The sequence below is a fragment of the Micromonospora chersina genome, from assembly GCF_900091475.1.
Lineage (GTDB): Bacteria > Actinomycetota > Actinomycetes > Mycobacteriales > Micromonosporaceae > Micromonospora > Micromonospora chersina.
Genome location: NZ_FMIB01000002.1, coordinates 4,777,835 through 4,796,249, shown reverse-complemented (window position 1 = coordinate 4,796,249; position 18,415 = coordinate 4,777,835). Strand labels below are relative to the sequence as shown.

Annotated in this window: 16 protein-coding genes and 1 riboswitch; of the genes, 7 read left to right on the top strand and 9 right to left on the bottom strand. The window is 74.5% G+C overall.

Annotation, left to right across the window (positions count from 1 at the left end; all coding sequences use genetic code 11):
• The first annotated feature begins 45 nt into the window (after positions 1 to 45).
• Positions 46 to 1,446: an FAD-binding oxidoreductase gene (locus GA0070603_RS22280; RefSeq protein WP_091317401.1), complete on the top strand. Its 1,401-nt coding sequence runs from the start codon at positions 46 to 48 to the stop codon at positions 1,444 to 1,446.
• A 3-nt stretch (positions 1,447 to 1,449) separates the two neighbouring features.
• On the opposite strand, the gene GA0070603_RS22275 is transcribed toward GA0070603_RS22280, so the two are convergent.
• Both GA0070603_RS22275 and GA0070603_RS22270 read right to left on the bottom strand, forming a co-directional pair.
• Positions 1,450 to 1,959 carry a hypothetical protein gene (locus tag GA0070603_RS22275; RefSeq protein ID WP_091317399.1) on the bottom strand — a complete coding sequence of 170 codons (510 nt, stop codon included), beginning with the start codon at positions 1,957 to 1,959 and terminating at the stop codon, positions 1,450 to 1,452.
• A 62-nt stretch (positions 1,960 to 2,021) separates the two neighbouring features.
• Positions 2,022 to 3,836: a glycerol-3-phosphate dehydrogenase/oxidase gene (locus GA0070603_RS22270; RefSeq protein ID WP_091322202.1), complete on the bottom strand. Its 1,815-nt coding sequence runs from the start codon at positions 3,834 to 3,836 to the stop codon at positions 2,022 to 2,024.
• Between the two features lie 79 nt (positions 3,837 to 3,915).
• On the opposite strand from GA0070603_RS22270, the gene GA0070603_RS22265 reads away from it, so the two are divergent.
• The 3 genes from GA0070603_RS22265 (at position 3,916) to GA0070603_RS22255 (ending at position 7,770) form a co-directional block, all read left to right on the top strand.
• On the top strand, positions 3,916 to 6,471 hold the full coding sequence (locus GA0070603_RS22265) for a S8 family serine peptidase (RefSeq protein WP_091317396.1): 2,556 nt from the start codon (positions 3,916 to 3,918) through the stop codon (positions 6,469 to 6,471).
• 43 nt (positions 6,472 to 6,514) lie between these two features.
• Positions 6,515 to 7,444, top strand: coding sequence for a GNAT family N-acetyltransferase (locus GA0070603_RS22260; protein ID WP_091317394.1), 930 nt, complete (start codon positions 6,515 to 6,517; stop codon positions 7,442 to 7,444).
• A gap of 83 nt (positions 7,445 to 7,527) precedes the next feature.
• Complete coding sequence (locus GA0070603_RS22255; RefSeq protein WP_091317391.1) at positions 7,528 to 7,770, top strand: hypothetical protein; 243 nt, start codon at positions 7,528 to 7,530, stop codon at positions 7,768 to 7,770.
• A 66-nt stretch (positions 7,771 to 7,836) separates the two neighbouring features.
• On the opposite strand, the gene groL is transcribed toward GA0070603_RS22255, so the two are convergent.
• The 3 genes from groL to GA0070603_RS22240 all read right to left on the bottom strand — a co-directional run bounded on the left by groL (position 7,837) and on the right by GA0070603_RS22240 (position 11,364).
• Positions 7,837 to 9,459: a chaperonin GroEL gene (groL, locus tag GA0070603_RS22250; RefSeq protein ID WP_091317388.1), complete on the bottom strand. Its 1,623-nt coding sequence runs from the start codon at positions 9,457 to 9,459 to the stop codon at positions 7,837 to 7,839.
• Between the two features lie 274 nt (positions 9,460 to 9,733).
• Positions 9,734 to 11,044: a hypothetical protein gene (locus GA0070603_RS22245; protein ID WP_091317386.1), complete on the bottom strand. Its 1,311-nt coding sequence runs from the start codon at positions 11,042 to 11,044 to the stop codon at positions 9,734 to 9,736.
• A 116-nt stretch (positions 11,045 to 11,160) separates the two neighbouring features.
• Positions 11,161 to 11,364: a cold-shock protein gene (locus GA0070603_RS22240; protein WP_067305333.1), complete on the bottom strand. Its 204-nt coding sequence runs from the start codon at positions 11,362 to 11,364 to the stop codon at positions 11,161 to 11,163.
• A 223-nt stretch (positions 11,365 to 11,587) separates the two neighbouring features.
• Between GA0070603_RS22240 and GA0070603_RS22235 the strand changes: the two genes are divergently transcribed.
• The gene (locus GA0070603_RS22235; protein WP_091317383.1) at positions 11,588 to 12,106 is read left to right on the top strand and encodes a GNAT family N-acetyltransferase; all 519 of its coding nucleotides are present in this window, start codon (positions 11,588 to 11,590) and stop codon (positions 12,104 to 12,106) included.
• Between the two features lie 58 nt (positions 12,107 to 12,164).
• Here GA0070603_RS22235 and paaN read toward each other — a convergent pair whose 3' ends face one another.
• The 3 genes from paaN to GA0070603_RS22220 form a co-directional block, all read right to left on the bottom strand.
• Positions 12,165 to 13,838: a phenylacetic acid degradation protein PaaN gene (gene paaN / locus GA0070603_RS22230; RefSeq protein ID WP_208862933.1), complete on the bottom strand. Its 1,674-nt coding sequence runs from the start codon at positions 13,836 to 13,838 to the stop codon at positions 12,165 to 12,167.
• A 392-nt stretch (positions 13,839 to 14,230) separates the two neighbouring features.
• Complete coding sequence (gene thrC / locus GA0070603_RS22225) at positions 14,231 to 15,520, bottom strand: threonine synthase (protein WP_091317377.1); 1,290 nt, start codon at positions 15,518 to 15,520, stop codon at positions 14,231 to 14,233.
• Between the two features lie 12 nt (positions 15,521 to 15,532).
• A riboswitch (SAM riboswitch) is annotated at positions 15,533 to 15,665 on the bottom strand.
• Positions 15,666 to 15,756: 91 nt separating this feature from the next.
• The gene (locus GA0070603_RS22220; RefSeq protein ID WP_091317375.1) at positions 15,757 to 16,722 is read right to left on the bottom strand and encodes a DMT family transporter; all 966 of its coding nucleotides are present in this window, start codon (positions 16,720 to 16,722) and stop codon (positions 15,757 to 15,759) included.
• A gap of 90 nt (positions 16,723 to 16,812) precedes the next feature.
• Between GA0070603_RS22220 and GA0070603_RS22215 the strand changes: the two genes are divergently transcribed.
• Together GA0070603_RS22215 and GA0070603_RS22210 are read left to right on the top strand one after the other, a co-directional pair.
• Complete coding sequence (locus GA0070603_RS22215; protein WP_208862932.1) at positions 16,813 to 17,118, top strand: ArsR/SmtB family transcription factor; 306 nt, start codon at positions 16,813 to 16,815, stop codon at positions 17,116 to 17,118.
• A gap of 50 nt (positions 17,119 to 17,168) precedes the next feature.
• Positions 17,169 to 17,816, top strand: a complete 648-nt coding sequence (locus tag GA0070603_RS22210) for a DUF4232 domain-containing protein (protein WP_091317369.1) — start codon at positions 17,169 to 17,171, stop codon at positions 17,814 to 17,816.
• 67 nt (positions 17,817 to 17,883) lie between these two features.
• Here GA0070603_RS22210 and GA0070603_RS22205 read toward each other — a convergent pair whose 3' ends face one another.
• Positions 17,884 to 18,327, bottom strand: a complete 444-nt coding sequence (locus GA0070603_RS22205) for a DoxX family protein (protein ID WP_091317366.1) — start codon at positions 18,325 to 18,327, stop codon at positions 17,884 to 17,886.
• Positions 18,328 to 18,415: the final 88 nt, after the last annotated feature.

Here is an 18,415-nt window from a genome sequence, read left to right as displayed (position 1 = left end):
ACGCCCGGTTGGTCAACCCCGCCGGCACGACCTAGCCTTCCCGGCATGGCCGCCCACCCCCTCCTCGACGAGCTGCGGACCGCCCTCGGCGACGCCGCCGTGCTGACCGACCCCGACCTGCTGGCGATGCACGCGCGGGACGAGGCCGACCTGTGCCCGGCGGGCGTCCCGCTGGTCGTGGTCCGCCCGCGCGACACCGCGGGGGTCGTGGCGGTGGTCCGCGCGGCCGGCCGGCACGGCGTACCCGTGGTGCCGCAGGGTGCGCGGACCGGGCTGGCCGGCGCGGCGAACGCGGTGGACGGCGCGCTGGTGCTGAGCACCGTGGCCATGGACCGGATCCTGGAGGTAGACCCGGTCAGCCGGATCGCCGTGGCCCAGCCCGGCGTGGTGAACGCGACGCTCGGCGCGGCGGTCCGCGAGCACGGCCTCTGGTATCCGCCGGACCCCGGCTCCTGGGAGTCGTCCACCATCGGCGGCAACGTGGCCACCAACGCCGGCGGGATGTGCTGCGTGAAGTACGGCGTGACCACCGAGTACGTGCTCGGGCTGGAGGTGGTGCTCGCCTCCGGCGAGGTGCTGCGGACCGGCCGGCGCACCGCCAAGGGCGTCGCCGGGTACGACCTGACCCGGCTCTTCGTCGGCTCGGAGGGCACCCTCGGGGTGATCACCGAGGTGACCGTGGCGCTGCGGCCGGCGCCGGAGGAGTCGCTGACCCTTGTCGCGGTCTTCCCCACCACGGCGGCGGCCGGCACCGCGGTCGCCGGGATCGCCGAACGCGGTCTCACGCCGAGCCTGCTGGAACTGCTGGACCGGACCCACCTGCGGGCCATCGAGGCGTACCGGCCCATGGGGCTGCGCACCGACGCGCAGGCGCTGCTGCTGGCGGCGGTGGACACCGGCTCGCGGGCTGCCGACGACCTGGCCCGGCTCGCCGAGGTGTGCACGGCGGCCGGGGCCGACGAGGTCTACGCGGCCACCGACGCGGCCGAGGCGGCCGCCCTGCTCCAGGCCCGGCGGCTGGCCCACCCGGCCATGGAGAGGTTCGCCGCGGAGTCCTTCCCGGGCGGCAACGGCGGCCTGGTCATCGACGACGTGGCGGTGCCGCGGGGCGCGCTCGCGGCGCTGCTCGACGGGATGGCCCGGATCGCCGAGGAGTGCGCCGTGCCGATCGGCGTGGTCGGGCACGCCGGGGACGGCAACATGCACCCGAACATCGTGGTCGACCGGGCCGACCCGGCCAGCCTGGAACGCGGGCGGCGGGCCTTCGACGAGATCATGCGGCTCGGGCTGGACCTCGGCGGCACCTGCACCGGCGAGCACGGCGTCGGCCTGCTCAAGCGGGACTGGCTGGCCCGGGAGATCGGCCCCGTGGGCGTGCGGGTGCACCAGGCGATCCGGGCCGCGTTGGACCCGGCGGGGCTGTTCAACCCCGGCAAGGTGTGTTGACGCTCAGCCCTTGTCCTCGGCCGGGGTGGCCTGGGTGATCAGCAGCAGCACCTGGTAGGCCACCGGGGGCTTCGGCTCGCCCGGGCAGTCCTGCGTCGTGATGGTCAGGCCCGGCGGGATCAGCAGCGTCGAGGTCAGCGTGTCGATGCAGCCCTGCTTGTAGTGCCGGGCCTCGTCGGTCTCCTTCGCCAGGGCCGGGTCGGCGAGCATCTGCTGCAACCGCTGCGTCTGCTCGGGGGTGAGCGCACCCGTCGAGTCCACCCCGTCGCCCGCGCAGTCGCGGCACTGCCAGCGCCCGGTCGGGTCGACCTCCAGCGTGCGCGGCGGGCTGTCCGGGCCGAGTTGCTGCACCAGGGAGACCCGCCGGCCGACCGGGGTCGGCGAGACGGTGCCCGCCCCGTCCGGTGTGGTGGCGCCCTCGGCCCGGTCGAAGAGCGAGCAGCCGGTGAGCGCGGTCGCCAGCAGGACGCCGAGGGACAAAGCAGGGACGCGCGACCAGGATGGGCGAACCACGCGGGGAAACCTACACTTCCGTAGGTAAGGCCGGAACCCTCCGGACCGACGTTACCGACCGGTCACCGCGAGGACGGAAGTTCGACGCTGTCGCCGTCGGCGCCCCGGTCCGCCGCGAAGCCCCGGACGTCCGGCGCTCCCAGCCGGGCCGCGTCGGCCGCGACGTCGTCCGCCATCAGCTGCGACTGCCGCTCGGCCTCCACCCGGGCCCGGTAGTGGGCCACCTCCCGGGCACGGGTCGCCTCGTCCCAGCCGAGCACCGCACCCATCAGCTCCGCGGCGTGCTCCGCCGACTCCAGGCCGCGGTGGCTGGTCTCGATGGAGATCCGGGTACGCCGGGTGAGCACGTCCTCCAGATGCAGCGCCCCCTCGGCGCGGGCCGCGTACGTCACCTCGGCGGCCAGGTATTCCGGCGCGCCGGCCAGCGGGGAGCCGAGCAGCGGGTCGGCGTCGACCAGGGCGAGCAGGTCGAGGGTGAGCGTGCCGTAGCGCTCCAGCAGGTGCTCCACCACCCCGACCGGCACCCCGTGCCGGCGGGCCAGGTCGGCCCGGTCCCGCCACATGGCCGCGTACCCGTCGGCGCCGAGCAGCGGCAGGTCGGCGGTGCGCGACGGCCGGGTCCAGCCGAGCCGGTGCACCGCCCGGTCGACCACGTCCGAGGCCATCACCCGGTACGTCGTGTACTTGCCGCCGGCCACCAGGAGCAGCCCGAGCATCGGCTCGATGACGGCGTGCTCCCGGGAGAGCTTGGAGGTGGAGTCCGCCTCGCCGGCCAGCAGCGGGCGCAGCCCCGCGTAGACGCCCTCGATGTCGTCGGTGGTGAGCGGGCGGTCCAGCACCGTGTTGACCTGCTCCAGCAGGTAGTCGATGTCCTTGGCGGTGGCCGCCGGATGGGACCTGTCGAGCCGCCAGTCGGTGTCGGTGGTGCCGATGATCCAGTGACCGCCCCACGGGATGACGAAGAGCACACTGCTGGCGGTGCGCAGGATCAGCCCGGTCTCACCGGTGATCGCCGAGCGGGGCACCACGAGGTGCACGCCCTTGGAGGCCCGGACGCGGAAGCCGGGGCGCAGCCCGACGTCGTTGAGCATCCGGGACATGTCGTCGCTCCACACGCCGGTCGCGGCGATCACCGTGCGGGCGCGTACCTCGAACTCGGCGTCCGGCGAGCCGGCGGGCGCCTCCAGGTCACGGACCCGGACCCCGGTGACCTCCCGGGCCTGCCGGATCAGGCCGACCGCGCGGGCGCTGGTCACCACCGTCGCGCCGAGGCTGGCGGCGGTGCGGGCCAGGGTCACCACGAGGCGGGCGTCGTCGACCTGCCCGTCGTAGTAGCGGATCGCACCGGCCAGCTTGTCCGGACGCAGGCTCGGGAAGATCCGGCGCGTGCCCTCCCGGCTCAGGTGCCGGTGCAGCGGCATGCCGCGCCCGCCGCCGAACACGCCGGCGAAGACGTCGTACGCGGCCACCCCCGCACCGTAGTAGGAGCGGCGGAAGAACCGGCCGGCCAGGTCGCGCACGCCGCCCTCGGCGGGGAGCGGCACGAGGATCGGCACCGGGCGCACCAGGTGCGGGGCGAGCCGGGTGGCGAGCAGCCCCCGCTCGGTCAGCGCCTCGTGCACCAGGTGGAACTCCAACTGCTCCAGGTAGCGCAGGCCGCCGTGGATCAGCTTGCTGGACCGGCTGGAGGTGCCGGCGGCGTAGTCGCGCGCCTCCACGAGGGCCACCTTCAGGCCACGGGACGCGGCGTCGAGCGCGGCGCCCGCCCCGGTCACGCCACCACCGATGACCAGCACGTCGAACCGCTCGGCGCGGAGTCGGCGCAGGTCATCGGCGCGGCGCTCCACGGAGAGCTGACCGGCCACGGATCGGGACACGTTGGGGTCGCGCACGTGTCCACCGTAACCGGCCCCGCACTCCGGCGGCACGCCCCCGCCGGGCCGTACGGTGAGTGCCATGCAGGCCGGCCCGCCCACCGCTCCCGTCCCCCCGCCTCGCCCCGCCCGCCGCGACACCGGCCCGTGGCCGGTGGTCGCCGCGGTGGTCACCGGGCTCTGGGCCGTGCTGGTGGCGGTGCCGGGCCAGCTCGCCGGCTGGGTGGTCGACCAGATCGTGCTGGTCGCCGGCCTGGACCGGGCGGTGGCCGTCTGGCCGGTGGTCGCGCTGGTCACCGTGCTGCTGGTGGGTGCGCCCACGCTGGCGCTCGCGCTGATCCCCCGCTCCCCCGCGATCCGGGCGACCGGCCGCGCCTGGCTGGCGGGCACGCTCGTGCTCGGCGCGCTGACCCTGCTCCGGGCGCTGCCGCCGGTGCACCACGAGGCGTACCTGGCCGCGCTGGCCGCGACCGCCGTGGTGGTCGCCGTGGTCCTCGACCGGCTCACCCACCGCCGCGGGTCCGTCGCTCCGGGCCGGGACGGCGCGGCGGCTCCCGGCGACGCTCCCGCTGCCAGTGCACCGGCTCCGGGCAGCGCGACGGGCGACGCCGCCGGTCGGGGCGGCGCGACGGCACCGGACGGTCCGGACGACGGCGTGGCACCGGCCGGCGGCCCGGGTGGGCGGTTGGGGCCGGTGACGCTGCTGGCGCTCGCCGCCGGGCTGGCCTCGCTGCTGCCCTGGGTCTGGGTGGGCGCGCTGGGCGGGGCGTCGGAGACCCTGCTCGCCGGGCTGGCCGCCGCCGCGCTCGGGACGCTCGCCGGGGTGCTCCTCGGCCCCGCGTTCTGGGCCGCGTTCGCGGTGGGCACGCCGCCCCGCCCGGCCCGGCTGGTGCTGGTCGGCGGGCTGGTCGCCGGGGTGACCCTCGCGCTGCTGGGCGCCGGGGCCGGCCAGTCCGGGGCGCAGTTGCCCGCCCTGCTCCTGCTGCCGCCGCTCGGCTTCGTGCTCGGCACGCTGGAGGCCGGGGCCCGGCACGCCGGCCGGCCCGCCGGGCGCGGACCGGTGCGCTGGCTGGTCGGCCTCGCGCTGGTCGGGCCGCTGGCGTTCACCGACCCGGAGGAGGTCACCGCCCTGCTGGCGACCACCCGCGACGTCCCGTTCTGGGTCGCGGTCGCGACGGGCGTCGCGTTCGCCGTCGCGGTCCTGCTCGCCGTCGGGTACGGCGTGCTGCTCGCCCGGTCCCGCGCCCGCGCGCCCCGGCGCGGCCTGGCCGGCCTGACCGCCGCGGCCCTGCTCGCCGCCGTGGTGGTGGTCTACGCGGTCCCCGGCCAGCCCGGCCTGCACGGGGAACGGCTGCTCGTGGTGCTCCGCGAGCAGGCCGACCTGACCGGCATCCCGGCCGGGGCGCCCGGTCGGGCCGGCCGGGACGCCCGGGCCGCCGAGGTCTACCGGCGGCTGGTGGCCACGGCCGAGCGGACCCAGGGCGACCTGCGCCGCGAGCTGGGCCGGCTGCGCCTGCAGCCGACGCCGTACTACCTGGTCAACGCCATCGAGACGGACGGCGGGCCGGCGGTCCGGGCCTGGCTCGCCGGTCGCCCGGAGGTGGCCCGGGTGCTGGTCAGCCAGCGGCTGCGCCCGCTGCCCGCGGCGGCGCCCCCTGCGCGGGGCACCGTGCCGGCGCCGACCGGCCCGACCTGGAACGTCTCGCTGATCGGTGCGGACCGGGTCTGGTCGGAGCTGGGCGTCACGGGCGCCGGCGTGGTGGTGGGCAGCTCGGACTCCGGGGTGGACGGCCGGCACCCGGCCCTGGCCGCGGGTTTCCGGGGCGGCGACGACTCCTGGTACGACCCCTGGGAGCACCGCCGGACGCCGGCCGACCGCGGTGGTCACGGCACCCACACGGTGGGCAGCGCCGTGGGCCGGAACGGGATCGGGGTGGCCCCCGGCGCGAGCTGGGTCGGCTGCGTCAACCTGGACCGCAACCTGGGCAGCCCGGCACGCTACCTGGACTGCCTCCAGTTCATGCTGGCCCCGTTCCCGCCCGGCGGGGATCCGCTCACCGACGGCCGGCCGCAACGCGCGCCGGACGTGCTGACCAACTCGTGGGGCTGCCCGCCGGTGGAGGGCTGCGACCCGGGGGCGTTGCGCCCGGCGACCGCCGCGCTGGCCGCGGCCGGCATCCTGGTGGTGGCCGCCGCCGGCAACACCGGCCCGTACTGCGGCTCGATCGCCGACCCGCCGGCGCCGTACCCGGACGTGCTCACGGTCGGGGCGGTCGACCGGGCCCGCCAGCTCACCCGGTTCTCCAGCCGGGGGCCGGCAGCCGGGGGCGCCGCGAAGCCGGACGTGGTCGCGCCCGGCGCCGGGGTGCCGTCGGCGTACCCGGGGGGCGGCTACGCGACCCTGGACGGCACCTCGATGGCGACCCCGCAGGTGGCCGGGGTGGTGGCGCTCATGTGGTCGGCCAACCCGGCGCTGGTCGGCGACCTGGACCGCACCCGCCGCATCCTGGCCGACACGGCCACCCCGGCCGGTTCGCCCGCCGACGCGCCCTGCGGTGGCGCGCGGAACCTGGTGGGCGCCGGCCTGGTCGACGCGTACGCGGCGGTCCGCGCCGCGCGGGCCGCGGACCTCGGTTAACAACCCTGTCCATTGGCGGGCGGATGGCCTAGGGTCGGCGTCCATGGACGTGGAGATCATCGAGCTGGGTCCTGACCGCCTGCCCGAGGTCGTCGACCTCTGCCGGCGCGCCCTCGACCTGCCGGAGGACGCCGCCGAGGCGCCGTCGATCGTGGCCACCCTCGCCGACCGTGCGGCGGCCGACCGGCCGGTGCTGCGCCTCGGCGCGGTACGCGGCGACGCGCTGGTCGGGGTGCTGGTCGGCTCGCTGTCCGCGCGGGATCCGCGGCTCGGTCACGTCGACCTGCTGGCGGTGACGCCGGAGGAACGTCGCCAGGGGATCGGCGGCGGGCTGCTGGCCGAGGCGGAGGCCCGGCTCGCCGGGCTCGGCGCGGCCGAGCTGCTGCTGGCCGGGAACCCGCCGCAGTACGCCTGGCCGGGCATCGACGTGCGCTACACCCCGGCGGTCTGCGCCGCGCTGCGGCTCGGCTACCGGCAGGACCGGACGGCCTGGAACATGACCGCCGACCTGAGCGACGGCTCGCCGGCGCTGCGCTCCACCGAGGCCGCCGAGCAGCGGCTGGCCGGCCGGGGCGTGACGGTACGCCGGGCCGAGCCGGCGGACCTGCCGGCGCTGGCCGGTTTCGCGCGGGCCACCTTCGGCGGCGCCTGGGACGGCGAGCTGACCGGCTCGGTGGGCCGGCCGGACGCGGGCGCGCACCTGGCCGAGCGGGACGGCGAGATCCTCGGCTTCGCCGCGTACGGGTCGTCGCGGCCGAGCTGGTTCGGGCCGATGGGGACCGCCCCGGCGGCCGAGGGCTCGGGCATCGGCGGCGTGCTGCTCCGGCGCTGCCTGCGCGACCAGGCGGCGGCCGGGGTCGAGGCGGCACAGATCGGCTGGGTGGGCCCCGTGCCGTTCTACTCCGGAGCGGCGGGAGCGCGGATCGAGCGGGTGTTCTTCCTCTTCCGAAAAGAACTTAACGGACAGAAGTAACTAAAGTTACATAGACGGTAATAACCCCGTTCGGCCTCCTCGGCATCGACCGGCCCCTACGGTCGGAACCAGAGGAGGCGGGCATGACCACGGACGACGAACGGACCGACGACCAGCCGGCGCGCTGGCGCCCGGTCGGCGAGGTTCCCGGGCAGCTGCCGTTCGACCGGCTCGACTTCGGCGACGCCGAGCAGCTCGCGGAGATGACCGGCGGCACCGGACCGGACCCGGGGGAGCCGCGGCAACCGGTGGACGAGCCGACCCGGATCACGCCGCCGTACGACCGGGCGCACAAGCGACGCAACCAACGCCGACTGCCGACCTGAGACACACGGAAGGGGGCGGACCGCTGACGCGGCCCGCCCCCTTCGGCGTGCTGGGTGGAGCTGGACTCAGAAGTCCATCTCCCCGCCACCCGGGCCAGCCGGGGCGGCCGGGGTCTTCTCCGGCTTGTCCGCCACGACGGCCTCGGTGGTGAGGAACAGCGCGGCGATCGAGGCGGCGTTCTGCAGCGCGGAACGGGTCACCTTGGCCGGGTCGATGATGCCCGCGGCCAGCAGGTCCACGTACTCGCCGGTCGCGGCGTTGAGGCCGTGACCCGGGTCGAGGTTGCGGACCCGCTCGACGACGACGCCACCCTCGAGGCCGGCGTTGACGGCGATCTGCCGCAGCGGGGCGTCCAGCGCGATCTTGACGATCTGCGCGCCGGTCGCCTCGTCGCCGGCCAGGTCCAGCTTGTCGAAGGCGGTCTTGCCGGCCTGCACCAGCGCGACGCCACCACCCGGGACGATGCCCTCCTCGACGGCGGCCTTCGCGTTGCGGACGGCGTCCTCGATGCGGTGCTTGCGCTCCTTCAGCTCGACCTCGGTGGCCGCGCCGACCTTGATCACCGCAACACCGCCGGCCAGCTTGGCCAGGCGCTCCTGCAGCTTCTCGCGGTCGTAGTCGGAGTCGCTCTTCTCGATCTCGGCCCGGATCTGGTTGACCCGGCCCTGGATCTGGTCGGCGTCGCCGGCACCGTCGACGATGGTGGTCTCGTCCTTGGTCACCACGACCTTGCGGGCGCGGCCCAGCATGTCGAGGCTGACGGCGTCGAGCTTGAGGCCGACCTCCTCGCTGATGACCTGACCACCGGTGAGGATGGCGATGTCGGCCAGCATGGCCTTGCGGCGGTCACCGAAGCCCGGCGCCTTGACGGCGACCGACTTGAAGGTGCCGCGGACCTTGTTGACGACCAGGGTGGCCAGGGCCTCACCCTCGATGTCCTCGGAGATGATCAGCAGCGGCTTGCCCGACTGCATGACCTTCTCGAGGATCGGGAGCAGGTCCTTCACCGACGAGATCTTGCTGTTGACGATCAGGAGGTACGGGTCGTCGAAGACGGCCTCCATACGCTCCGGGTCGGTCATGAAGTAGGCGGAGATGTAGCCCTTGTCGAAGCGCATGCCCTCGGTGAGCTCGAGCTCGAGGCCGAAGGTGTTGCTCTCCTCGACGGTGATGACGCCTTCCTTGCCGACCTTGTCCATCGCCTCGGCGATGATCTCGCCGACGCTGGGGTCAGCCGCGGAGATGGAGGCGGTGGAGGCGATCTGCTCCTTGGTCTCCACGTCCTTGGCGAGCTTCAGCAGCTCCTCCGAGACGTTGGCCACGGCGGCCTCGATGCCCCGCTTCAGGGCCATCGGGTTGGCGCCGGCGGCCACGTTGCGCAGACCCTCACGAACCAGGGCCTGGGCCAGGACGGTCGCCGTCGTCGTGCCGTCACCGGCGACGTCGTCGGTCTTCTTCGCGACCTCCTTGACCAGCTCGGCGCCGATCTTCTCGTAGGGGTCCTCGAGCTCGATCTCCTTGGCGATGCTCACACCATCGTTGGTGATGGTGGGGGCACCCCACTTCTTCTCGAGCACGACGTTGCGGCCCTTGGGGCCGAGGGTCACCTTCACGGCGTCGGCGAGCTGGTTCATGCCCCGCTCGAGGCCGCGGCGCGCCTCTTCGTCGAACGCGATCATCTTGGCCATACGGCGTTGTCCTCCTGGACACTCACGGGCCACCCGAGGGTTCCCGGATGGGCCGTCTGGTGTACGCACCTTGGGGATGTCGCCACCTGGCGACGACGACGTCTCCTCGGTCGGGCCGGACAGCCCGCGACGACCGGCCCCGTGCCACTCCGGCGCCATCTCGACACCGGCGCGGCCGTGGCCCTACCGCCCCGACCATTGGCACTCACCGTACGCGAGTGCCAATGACTTGTTTAGCACTCTCCCTAGCCGAGTGCAAGCACGACGTCCCCGCTCAGCCGAGTTCCGCCGCCAGTCGGGCGGCGTTCACCGGGCCTTCCTGCGCGCGCTGTTCCGCGTACGCGGCGACCAGCCCGACGAGCTGCGCCAGGTAGGCCGGGGTGGCCAGCACCGCGCCCACCACGGCCACCGCCACGGCGCCGGCGGCCGTGCCCGGGGCGGCCATCGGGTCCACCCCGAAGGCCAGCTGGTTGACCGCCCCCAGCACGCCGTCCAGCACCGCCGCGGCGATCAGCGCGCACATGACCAGCGCCACCCGGCCCAGCACCATGCCGAACCGCTGGTGGAACATCCGCCAGGCACGGCCGACCGGCTCCTGCCGCTCGAACAGGTAGATCGGGCCGAACAGGGCGAACGCGCAGGCCGCGTAGAGGCCGGGCAGCAGGCAGAAGCAGGCGCCGACCGTGATCAGCAGCGAGACCACGAGGGTCCAGCCCCAGAGGCCGAGGGCGCGGCGCAGCCCGTAGCGGAGGGCGGCACCGGTACCGACCGGCTCGCCGGCCGCCTGGCGGGCGACCACCCAGGTGCCGGCGGCCCAGCCGGTGCTCTGCAACGGGCCGAAGATCAGGGCGGCGAGCAGCACCACGCCGTAGAAGGCGAAGATGTTCTCGAAGTAGCCGTCGGGCAGCGCCGGGGCGCCGTCCGGGCCGGTAACCGGCTGGCCGGTCGGGGCGAAGGCGAGGGAGAGGACCGCGATCACCGCCGCCGGGACCGTCTGGGTCAGCAGCATGATCGGCAGGAGCTGCCGCCAGCCCCGCCGCAGCGCGCCCCCGCACCGGCTGAACCAGCCGCCGACGCCCGCGTGCGGCGGGGTGACGAGCGGGTCCTGCGGGTCGAGGCCCGGGTGCCAGCCGTACGGCTGGCCGGGCAGCGCGTAGCCCGGGTAGGCCGCGCCGGGCAGCGGAGCGGCACCGGCCGGCCAGGTCCAGCCCTGCGGCGACCCGGCCGGGTCCGTCCGGTACGGGTCCCAGGGCTGCGGCGCAGCGGGTGCGGGCTGCCCGGGGGCGGCGAACCCGCCGGGAACGGCCGGCCATCCCTGTTGCGCGGGCGCGGCCGGGTGGGCGGCCTGGCCGGGTTGCGCCGGCACGGCGGGCGGCCCGGGTTGCGCCGGCACGGCGGGATCGGCCACGGCGGGCCGGCCCGGATCGGTCGGGGTGGGTGACCCGGGCGCGGTGGGGTCGGCCGCGTGCCCCGACGCCGGAGCCGGCACGGCGGCCGGCGGCGTGGACCGGGTCGGGTCGGCCGGGACACCGGGCGACGCCGGGGGCACCGGCTCGGTGGGACCCGACGGGGGCAGGTCGGACATGAACCCTCCTCAGCAGCGACGGCTGGAACGGCTCATGATCTTCCACGGCGCGGGCGCGCACCGCAGCCCCCTCGTCGGGGTGGAACGGCCGCCGATCGGGCGGCGGCCAGGGAAGATCAGGCGATGACGCGGACCCGCTCGGCCTGCGGGCCCTTCTGGCCCTGGGCGATCTCGAACTCGACCCGCTGGCCGTCGTCCAACGCCTTGTAGCCGTCCATCTCGATCGCGGAGAAGTGGACGAAGACGTCCTGCCCGCCGTCGACGGCGATGAAGCCGTAGCCCTTTTCGGAGTTGAACCACTTCACGGTGCCCTGTGCCACGGTGCACTTCCTCACTCTGCGCGGCGTTCCACAACCCCGGCGACCGGCGGACCGGCACCGGTGAGCCACCGGTTCAGCGATCGGCGACGGCCGCTGAATTGAGTGACCGAAATCGCACGCTACACGAGGCGTGACGACCGCGCACGACCACAAATCGGGCATATTTCGGCCACGGTGCGCGCCCGGTCGACGCGGGTGCCGCCCCTTCCGGTATGCATGCGAGATGACCAGCGCGCCCACCACGACGACCACGGTCCGCCGGGTCCGCCCGTCGGACGCCGCCCGGATGCGGGCGCTCCGGCTGGAGATGCTGGCCGACACCCCGCTGGCGTTCCTGGAGACAGTGGCCGAGGCCGCCGCCCGGCCGCACGCCGACTACGCGGCCCGGATCGCCGCCGTCTCGCACGGCGATCAGAACGCCCAGTTCGTCGCCGACCCCGGCGGTCGCCTGGTCGGCCACGCCGGCGGCACGGTCGCCCCGGACGAGCCCGGGCTGACCCTCATCTACGCCGTCTACATCACGCCGGCCTGGCGGGGCCGGGGGCTGCTCGGCGCGCTCGTGGAGGAGGTCGCCGCCTGGTCCCGGGCCTGCGGCCGGCCGGAACTCATGCTGGAGGTGGTGGTCGGCAACGACCGCGCGTGCCGGGCGTACGAGAAGCTGGGTTTCGTGGACACGGGCGTGCGCGTCCCGCACCCCCGGATCCCCGCCCTGCACGAACTCCAGATGCGCCGCCCCGCCTGACGGTTCCGGGTGCGCCTGTTGCTGCCGGAGCGACAACGGACGCACCCGAACCAGAGGGTCACACGTGCCGGCGGCTCTGCACGATCCGGAACCGGTTCGCCACGTACGCCCCGTCGGTCAGCGCCGAGTTCGCCGCCGGGTTCGCCCCCGAACCGTGGAAGTCGGAGAACGCCGCCGACTGGTTGACGAACACCCCGCCGGTCAGGTTGCAGGACAGGTGCACGCCGGCGTCGATGGCCGCCGCCTCGGCCGCGTACAGCACCGCCTCGTCCGTGGAGTAGACGCCGGCGGTCAGCGCGCCCTTCTCACCGACGGTGGAGCGCAGGATCTCCAGGCTGTGCGCGGTCGAGTCGGTCGCGATGGCGAACGAGATCGGGCCGAACCACTCGCGGGAGTAGGTGGCGGTGTCGCCCGCGTCCAGCTTGACCACGGTGGGCGTCCGCACCACCGCGTCCGGGAAGGACGGGTGCGCGACGGCCCGCGACTCCAGCACCGGCTCGCCGACCTTGGTGACCTCCTCCAGCCGCTCCAGCACGCCGTCGTTGACGATGGCGCCGGTCAGCTCGACACCCCGGGCCGGGTCGGCGGTGAGCTTGGCGACCGCGCCGGCGATGCCGGCGGCGACCTCGTCGAAGCTCTTGTGCCCCTGGTCGGTCTCGATGCCGTCCCGGGGGATAAGCAGGTTCTGCGAGGTGGTGCACATCTGGCCGCTGTACAGGGTCAGCGTGAAGCCCAGGTTGCGGCACATCCCGGCGAAGTCGTCGGTGGAGTCGATCACCACCGTGTTCAGGCCGGCCTTCTCGGTGTAGACGGCGGCCTGCCGGGCGTTCGCCTCCAGCCAGTCGCCGTACTCGGTCGAGCCGGTGAAGTCGACGATCCTCACGGCCGGGTGCAGGGCCAGGGTCGAGGCGAGCTTCTCGCCGGCCGCCTCGGGGGCGAGCTGCACCAGGTTGGGGTCGAAGCCGGCCTCGGCGAGCACCTGGCGGGCGTACTTCACGGTGATGGCGAGCGGCAGCACGGCACGCGGGTGCGGCTTCACGACCACCGGGTTGCCGGTGGCCAGCGAGGCGAAGAGCCCGGGGTACGAGTTCCACGTCGGGAAGGTGTTGCAGCCGATCACCAGCGCCACGCCGCGGGGCACCACGTGGAACGTCTTGCTCATCCGCAGCGGGTCACCCTTGCCGGCGGCCTTCTCCCAGCCGGCGGTGCCCGGGTGCCGGGTCATCTCGGCGTACGCGTAGGCGACCGCCTCCAGCGCCCGGTCCAGCGCGTGCGCGCCGCCGGCCTGGAAGGCCATCACGAAGGCCTGGCCGCTGGTGAACTGCACCGCGTTGGCCAGCTCGAAGACGTTCTTGTGCAGCCGGTCGAGGATCTCCAGGCAGACACCCACCCGGGCCTGCGGGCCGGCGTCGCGCCAGGCCGGCAGTGCGGCGGTGGCGGCGGCCACGAGCTGGTCGGCGCCGGCGTGCGGGTAGCGCACGTCGAGCGCCACGCCGAACGGGCTGGCCTCGGTGGCGACCGTGTCGCCGTCGCCCGGCTGGTCGAGCGGGAAGTCGCGGCCCAGGTACGCCTCGAAGGCGGCCTTGCCGTCGGCGGCGGCGGTCTCGCCGTACACCCGGGGGCTGGGCGACTCGGGGTAGGCGGACCAGTACCCGCGCTCCGTGATCGCGGTCAGCGCCCGGTTGAGGGTCTCGGCGTGCCTGTCGTACAGGGGGTGCGGGGTCTCCGTCATGCCCGCCATCATGCAACAGGAAGCCACCAGATCAGTAGGGGCGTGTCACAAGTCGGATCGTCGGGCGCCGTTGCCCGCCCACTCGGGCGGGGCGGTGTCGCGCGAGCCTGGTTCGGCAGCAGACAGCGAAGGGGCCGGCGGTTTTCCGCCGGCCCCTTCGGACGTTGGTCGGGAGGGACGATCGCACAACGCCTCCGGCGCTGGGTCGCAAGAACAAAGTCTCCGGCGATACGCCCTCCCGCACGGAGCATCTTGCGCCGTCCAATTCCTGCCGTCAAGTCCTTGTCGGCGCGTTTTCCACACTCACAGCGAAAAGCCAGTTACCCAGCGGATCACCCCAATCCCCCGGCCGGGCGATCCGCCCTCCCCCGCCCGGCCGGGTCGGGGGCGGGTCAGGAGAGGAGGCCGGCGTCGCGGGCGGCGCGCAGGCTGGGCTTGATGCGGTGGGTGGGGCCGACCTCGGCGGCGACCGCGTCGAGGGTCTTGAGGCCCTCGCCGGTGTTGAACACGACCGTCTCCGCCGTCGGGTCGAGCCGGCCGGACTCGACAAGCTTGCGCAGCACCGCCACGGTGACGCCGCCGGCCGTCTCGGCGAAGACGCCGGTGGTCCGGGCGAGCAGCCGGATGCCGGCGCGGATCTCGTCGTCGTCGGCGTACTCCATCCAGCCGCCGGTGCGGCGCACCGCCTCCAGCGCGTAGAGGCCGGCGGCCGGGTCGCCGATGTTCAGCGACTTGGCGATGCCGGTCGGCTTGACCGGGACGATGGTGTCGGTGTCGGCGTGCAGCGCGGTGGCGATCGGGTTGCAGCCGGCGGACTGGGCGCCGAACACCTTCCAGCCGCCGGCCGGCGCCTCGACCAGCCCGATCTCGACCAGCTCGGCGAACGCCTTGTCGATCTTGGTGAGCAGCTCGCCGCTGGCCATCGGGATGACCACCTGGGCCGGGATCCGCCAGCCGAGCTGCTCGGCCACCTCGTAGCCGAGGGTCTTCGAGCCCTCCGCGTAGTAGGGCCGCACGTTCACGTTGACGAACGCGGTGTCCTCGAACTCGTCGGTCTCGACCAGCTCGCCGCAGAGCCGGTTCACGTCGTCGTACGAGCCGTCGATGGCCACCAGGTCGCCGCCGTAGACGGCGGTGGTCACCACCTTGCCCTGCTCCAGGTCGCTGGGGATGAAGACCACCGAGGGCACCCCGGCCCGGGCCGCGTGGGCGGCCACCGAGTTGGCCAGGTTTCCGGTGGAGGCGCAGGCGTAGCGGGTGAAGCCGAGCGCCCGGGCGGCGGTCAGCGCGACCGAGACCACCCGGTCCTTGAAGGAGTGGGTCGGGTTGCCGCTGTCGTCCTTGACCCAGAGCGGGGCGGTGATGCCCAGCTCGGCGGCGAGGTGCGGGGCGGCGACCAGCGGGGTCAGGCCCGGGTCGAGGGTGACGCGGGTGGCCGGGTCCTGGCCGGCGGGGAGCAGTGCGGCGTACCGCCAGATGCTGTTCGGGCCGGCCTCGATCTGCTCGCGGGTGACGGCGGCCAGCGCCGTCGTGTCGTAGTCGACCTCCAGCGGGCCGAAGCACTCGTAACAGGCGTGCTGGGCGGCCAGCGGGTAGCGCGCGGAGCAGGCGCGACAGACCAGGGCGCGGGCCGGGCTGAGGGTGGTGTCGATGCCGGAGGCGGCGGGAAGCGTCGACGTCATGTCGAGGATTTCCTCTCATCTTTCCCCGCATCGCCGGGTGCGGCGGGGACGGAATTGGCACCTGCCCGCGGTCGCTCGTCGTCGAGCGCGCGGGTGGTTGCCGGGGCGTCATCGGGCCGTATCCCTCAGCCCCTCTGGATGAGGTATGCAGTTGTGCCGCCGAGTCTATGCGCGCGCCGGGGCGCGGCGGAGCCGGGTTCCCACGGTGTGAGCCCCGGCCCCGCCGGCCCGCTGAATCAGCGCGCGACCACCGCCACCGGCTCGATCACCGCGACGCGGTCGGTCACCGCGACCGCCGCCGGAGCGGCGGGCGCCTTCCGGGTACGGGTGACGAGGTTCGCGGCCACCAGGGCGGCCACGGTCAGCCCGGCGCCGACCAGCTCCACCGTGCCCGGCCGGTAGCCGCGCAAGAGCTGGACCACGAACGTGGTCACCGGCACCAGGTTCATGAACAGCGCGGCGTCGGCGGGCCCGAGCCGGCGCACGCCGATGTTCCAGGCCAGGCCCGCGACGACGGCGGCGATCAGCACCGCGTACGCGAGCTGGGGCGAGACCGCGACGAGATCGGCGGCGGACGGCGCGTGCTGGAGCCCGGTGAGGTCGGCGACCGCGCTGACGGCGAACAGGGCGAGCGCGCCGGCGACGGAGGTCAGCGTGGTGTAGCGCAGCGGCGACCACTCGGGGAACCGGCTCGCCCCGTGGGTGTAGAACGCCCAGCCGAGCACCGCGCCGACCATGAGCAGCCCGCCCAGGCCGAACTCGCCCAGCCCGTCGAGCCGGCCGCGCGTGATCACCAGGCCGACGCCGACGAGCGCGACCAGGGAGAGGCCGAGCAGCGCGGGCCGGGGCCGCACGCCGTCCCGCGCCCAGCGGACCAGTTGGGTGACCACCGGCACGGTGGCGGCGAACAGGGCGACCTGCTGCGGGGCGGCCATCCCGAGCGCGAGGTTGGTGAGCGTGTTGAAGCCGGCGAAGCCGAGCGCGCCGAGCAGCAGCACCTCGGTCCCGCGCCGCGCGGTGCCCAGTGCGGCCACCCCTTCCCGGGCCAGGAGCAGGGCCACCAGCACGGCGGTGGCGAGCAGGTACCGGGCGGTGGTCAGGTTGAGCGCGTCCACCCGGCCGAGCGCGGTGGCCAGCACGGGGAACATGACGCCCCAGCTGAGCGCCGCGAAGAGCGGGAAGAAGGCGGAACGGTAACGCATCGCGGCTCCTATGTTCGAGTATCGTCGAACCAACGGAGCCGACTCTAGGAGGTTGTTCGACGAATGTCGAACATGGGTTACGCTGGTCACGTGGAGCTGCACGAACCCGAACTGCGCGAGGTGCCGGTCACCGCCGTGCTGGCCGCCCTGGCCGACGACGTCCGGCTGCAGATCGTGCGCGCCCTCGCCGAGGGCGGTGAGCACGCCTGCGGCACGTTCGAGTTCGGCGTCTCCAAGGCGACCCGCAGCCACCACCTCAAGGTGCTGCGCGAGGCCGGCCTGACCCGCACCCGGGTCGCCGGCACGAGCCGCTTCGTGCGGCTGCGCCGCGACGAACTGGACCGCCTCTACCCGGGGCTGCTCGACGCGGTCCTCAGCACGCCCGCCCGCGCCTGATCTCCGCCCCGGGGCAACGCGAGAGGGCCGCCGGCTGGCATGATCGCCGGATGCGAACGGCGGCGCGCTTCGGAGCCCTCGCGGGCATCGGGGTGCTCGCCGCCTGCGCTCCCGCCCCGACGCCCGGGAGCGCGCCCGGTCTCCCCGCCACGCCGGCCCGTCCGACGCCGGCCGTCAGCACCTCACCGCCCACGCCGGCCTGCTCGCCGGAAGGGATCCGCATCACCGAGCTGGGGGTGGACGCCGCCATGGGCCTGCGGGCCATGGGCCTGGAACTGGTCAACTGCGGTGACCGGCCGTACGAGCTGCGTGGTTATCCGGCGCCGAGCCTCCGGGACGCCGACGGGAACCCGCTGACCGTCCAGGTCATCCCCGGCGCGCGCCCGATCACCGCCGGCTTCGACCAGCCGCCCACCCGGGTCGTCCTGCGCCCCGGCGAGCGGGCCGCCGCCGCGCTGCTCTGGCGCAACCTGGTCACCGACCCCACGGTGGTGGCGAGCAACGGCGCCCACCTCGACGTCGCCCCGCTGCGGGGTCGGCCGACGTACCCGGTCGAACTGGACGGGCCGATCGACCTCGGCAACACCGGCCGCCTCGGCGTCAGCGCGTGGAAGCGCTACGACGGCCCGTCGGCAACGAAGCCACCCGCCCCCAGCGACCTGCCCTCCCTGCCACCCACCCCCGACAGCCGCCTCTGAGGCGTCCTCGCCGGATCCTGGCAGGAGACGGCCCTCGGCGGGGCCGCCTCCCACCGGGATCGCGGGGTCAGGCCGGGACCGAGGGACGGGCGGCGGGCTCGGTGACCACTCCGCGAGGTCGGGACAGCAGGGCGTCCAGGGCCCAGGTGCCCGGGCCGAGCACCGCGACGAGCAGGAACGACCAGCAGAAGAGCGCGGCCGGCTCGCCGCCGTTGCGCAGCGGCAGCGCGCCGTGCGGCTGGTGCACCACGAAGTACGCGTACGCCATCGAGCCGGACGCGAGCAGCGCGGCGGGCCGGGTGAGCAGGCCGACGAGCACCAACGCGCCGCAGACGAGCTGGATCAGCGCGGCCCACCAGCCCGGCCACTCGCCGACCGGTACCGCCTCGCCGGTCATCGGGTTGCCGCCGAGAACGCCGAAGAGGGACGCCGCGCCGTGACAGAGGAAGAGCAGGCCGGTGACCATGCGGAACAGGGAGAGCACGGGGCCGTGCAGTCGTGCCGGGACCATCGGAACCTCCATAGATGGGAATGGATATCCCCAGCATGAGGCACCAACGCATCGACCGTTACTGATTCCTTATGGTTGGGAAGACTTC